This window comes from Klebsiella sp. X1-16S-Nf21 (genome assembly GCF_002837615.1).
GTDB classification, from domain to species: Bacteria; Pseudomonadota; Gammaproteobacteria; order Enterobacterales; family Enterobacteriaceae; genus Klebsiella; species Klebsiella variicola.
The window spans coordinates 1-3,565 of record NZ_PJDK01000143.1 but is presented as its reverse complement, the minus strand read 5'-3'; the positions used below and the strand labels follow the sequence as shown (position 1 = coordinate 3,565).

Annotated in this window: 4 protein-coding genes; 2 read left to right on the top strand and 2 right to left on the bottom strand. The window is 59.9% G+C overall.

The window, feature by feature from the left end:
- Positions 1–121: sodium ion-translocating decarboxylase subunit beta (locus tag CW267_RS29680; RefSeq protein WP_138980279.1), on the top strand; the 121-nt coding region annotated here is incomplete at its 5' end.
- 59 nt (positions 122–180) lie between these two features.
- Entirely contained in the window at positions 181–891 is a 711-nt protein-coding gene (locus CW267_RS29675) for a hypothetical protein (protein WP_008806668.1), read from the top strand.
- A gap of 25 nt (positions 892–916) precedes the next feature.
- Here CW267_RS29675 and degS read toward each other — a convergent pair whose 3' ends face one another.
- Together degS and degQ are read right to left on the bottom strand one after the other, a co-directional pair.
- Complete coding sequence (gene degS, locus CW267_RS29670; protein ID WP_008806667.1) at positions 917–1,975, bottom strand: outer membrane-stress sensor serine endopeptidase DegS; 1,059 nt, start codon at positions 1,973–1,975, stop codon at positions 917–919.
- Positions 1,976–2,062: 87 nt separating this feature from the next.
- Complete coding sequence (gene degQ, locus CW267_RS29665) at positions 2,063–3,430, bottom strand: serine endoprotease DegQ (protein ID WP_008806666.1); 1,368 nt, start codon at positions 3,428–3,430, stop codon at positions 2,063–2,065.
- Between the last annotated feature and the right edge of the window lie 135 nt (positions 3,431–3,565).

The window sequence follows — 3,565 nt, the reverse complement described above, 5'->3', positions numbered from 1 at the left end:
GGGTCTGGAAGCGGACGGGCAGAACTTCCTGCTGATGCACGCCATGGGCCCGAACGTGGCCGGGGTGATCGGCTCGGCGATCGCCGCCGGGGTGATGCTCAAGTACGTGCTGGCGATGTAGGCCAGCCTGTTCCCGCGGCTGGCATACCGGCCGCGGAGATTTCTCATAAGGAGACGGTGATGAATGAAGCCATAGCATGCTGTCCGGAAAACCGGACATCAACACGGGAGGCGGTGGTTGACGCCATGCTGGCGTCAGGCGATGAACTTGCACAACTGCAGCCGGCGCTGAACCTGCTTTCGCCCCCGCTGAACGCCACGCCTGGTGAAGCGCTGCTGGCCAGCTGTTATGAGGCCGGCGCTGACCATAACGCTGACGAGGCGACACGGGCGGTGATCGCCTTACCGGCGGCGGTCGTGCGCTCTGCGACGCCCTCGCTGCAGCGCAGCGGTCTGCTGTGCATGGCGGCCGGGGCGCTCAGCGCCCGGCAACTTCCGCTGACGCACAACCGGCTGTGCGATGTGGCGGGGCAGTTCGCCCGCGCTATTCCTGAAGGCGATGAAGAGGCGGGCAGTGGATTTTATACCGTGCGCAGCGTGTCCCTGCCCGTTTACCGGCGGCTGCGGCGGGATAACCATTCGCACAGCGTCTGTCTGCAGCAGGCGCTGCTGCATTTGCTGGCCTGGAAGAGTGAGTCGCCCTGGGCGCGGCAGCAGGCGCAGCGCCTGCTCTGGCAGGGTGGCGTGCTGGGTGAGAAGGGGGAATTTGCGCTACTGACGCTGGATGATGAGCTTCGCGAGCGACAGATAGTCTGGCCCGGGCTGAGATCGCTGCTGGCGGTGACCGGGTTTCTGGTCAGATTCCCGGCCGGTCCGGTATTTAGCGATTAACGAGGCTCCCCAAACGGGGAGCCGTTTAGTTGGTGGCCGGGTATTCCTGAACGGCGATATGGAGCGTAATTTTCTTATCATCACGCATGATGACTACCGGAATTTCCGATCCCGGGCGGATCTCGGCCACCTGATCCATCGTCTCCAGTGCAGAAACCGCAGGTTTGTCATTCACGGAGATGATCACGTCGTTGGCGCGGATCCCGGCTTGCGCGGCCGGTCCGTCCGGCGCCACATCGTTAACCACGATCCCCTGGATCTGATCGATCCCGCCGCCCTGTGCGTGCAGCGGGGCGATCTCCCGGCCGCTAATGCCGATATAGCCGCGGATCACCCGGCCATCCCGGATCAACTTATCCATAATTTTGGTCGCTAACTGGAACGGGATCGCAAAGCCAATGCCTTCCGGCGTTTCGCCGTCATTGCTTTTGTCAAAGGAGAGGGTGTTAATCCCCATCAGCTCGCCGAGGGAGTTCACCAGGGCCCCACCCGAGTTACCGTGGTTAATCGAGGCGTCAGTTTGCAGGAAGTTCTGGCGGCCGGTCGGGTTGAGGCCAATGCGCCCTGTGGCGCTGATGATCCCCTGAGTGATGGTCTGCCCCAGGTTATAGGGGTTGCCAATCGCCAGGACGACATCGCCAATATGCGGCGTGCGTTTCGGGTTGATCGGGATCACCGGCAGCCCGCCGGTGGCGTTGATCTTCAGCACGGCGAGGTCAGTCAGGGTGTCGGATCCGACCAGCAGCGCTTCGAAGACGCGGCCGTCCTGCAGTGCGACAATGATCTGATCGGCATCGTTGATAACATGCTTGTTGGTCAGGATATAGCCGCGCTGATCCATGATCACCCCGGAGCCAAGCGTCAGCTGATTATGGCTGGTGCTGTTCAGGGCGCGGTTATAGACGTTCACCACGGCGGGCGCCGCGCGGCGTACGGCGGCGTTATAGCTCACAGGGGAGTCGTCTGCCGTATCGTTTTGGGTGGTCGGCGTCAGTTGCCACTGGCGCAGCGATGGCATCAGGGCCAGCAGCAGTCCCCCGACAATCAAACCGATGAGTATCGAACGTAATAACTTTCCAGGCATGATGCAAATATCGTTAATGAATGGTCAGACGCAGCATAGCATGAGTTGTCCGGACATCGCACATGGCGGCGATGTCCGGGAAGACAATCAGCGTAGCAGCAGATAGATGCTTTCGTTGCCGCGGATCACATTCAGGGCGATGACCGGCGGTTTGCCTTCAAGCACTTTGCGCAGTTCGGCAATCGAATGAATACGTTCCCGGTTAAGGCCAATGATAATGTCATCCTTATGCAGGCCGACCTGGGCGGCGGCGCTGCCTTTATCGACATTATCGATCACCACGCCTTTGGTACCGTCCTTCATCTGACCATCGCTGAACGAGGCTCCCTGCAGGGCAGGGATAATCAGCTCGGCGCTGGCGGTGGAGGAGGTGCTCTTATCCAGCGTCACTTCGACATCGACCGGTTTTCCGTCGCGCAGCAGGCCCAGTTTGACCTTGGTCCCCGGTTCGGTTGTAGCGATACGCGAGCGCAGTTCGGCAAAACTGTTCAGCGGCTTGCCGTTCAGACTGACAATGACGTCGCCGGATTTGATCCCTGCTTTGGCGGAACCGGAGTTTGGTAACACTTCACTGACGAAGGCGCCGCGCTGAACGTCGAGATTCATCGCCTTGGCGATATCGGCGCTCATTTCCATGCCTTTAATGCCCAGCAGGCCGCGCTTGATTTCGCCAAACTGAATGAGCTGGTCGGCGAGGGTTTTCGCCATGTTGCTTGGAATGGCGAAGCCGATGCCGATGCTACCGCCGCCCGGTGCCAGGATCGCGGTGTTGATCCCGATAAGCTCGCCGTTGAGGTTCAACAGCGCGCCGCCGGAGTTACCGCGGTTAATCGAGGCATCGGTCTGGATGAAATTCTCCAGCCCTTCCAGGTTCAGGCCGCTGCGGCCAAGGGCAGAGATAATGCCGGAGGTGGCGGTCTGGCCAAGGCCGAACGGGTTGCCGACGGCGACGGCGAAGTCGCCGACGCGGAGTTTATCGGAGTCAGCAATGGCGATTTGCGTCAGGTTCGCCGGCTTGATCAGCTGCAGCAGAGCGATATCGCTCTGTTCATCGCTGCCGACCAGTTTGGCATCAAATTCACGGCCATCGTTCAGCTGGACGCTGATCTTCTGCGCCTGATTGATGACGTGATTATTGGTTAGCACGTAGCCTTTCGCTGCGTCGATGATGACGCCGGAGCCGAGCCCTTCAAACGGCTGCGCCTGCTCCTGCGGGGCGTTATCACCAAAATATTTCTTCAGCTCTTCCGGCATATTGAGCGTCGGCGAGGCGGTGCCTTCCACCTGCACGCTGACCACCGCTGGCAGGACCTTTTCCAGCATCGGCGCCAGGCTCGGTAACGCGCCCTGGCCGGGCACCTGAGTCGGTAAGGATGCTGCTGCCGGAGGCAGGGCCGACAACGATAACCCGATGCTTAACGCTAACGCACTCAACAGCAAAGTCTGTTTCTTCATTAGATGCTGGCTCTCGTAACCTGAGGTGTATGGAAAAACGTCCTGAATAACCTGATGTTATTGAATTTTTGCACAGGTAACAATGTGGGTACTGGTTTAAATTGTAGCCGGGAAGTGGGGGAAGGAGCGGGCGCG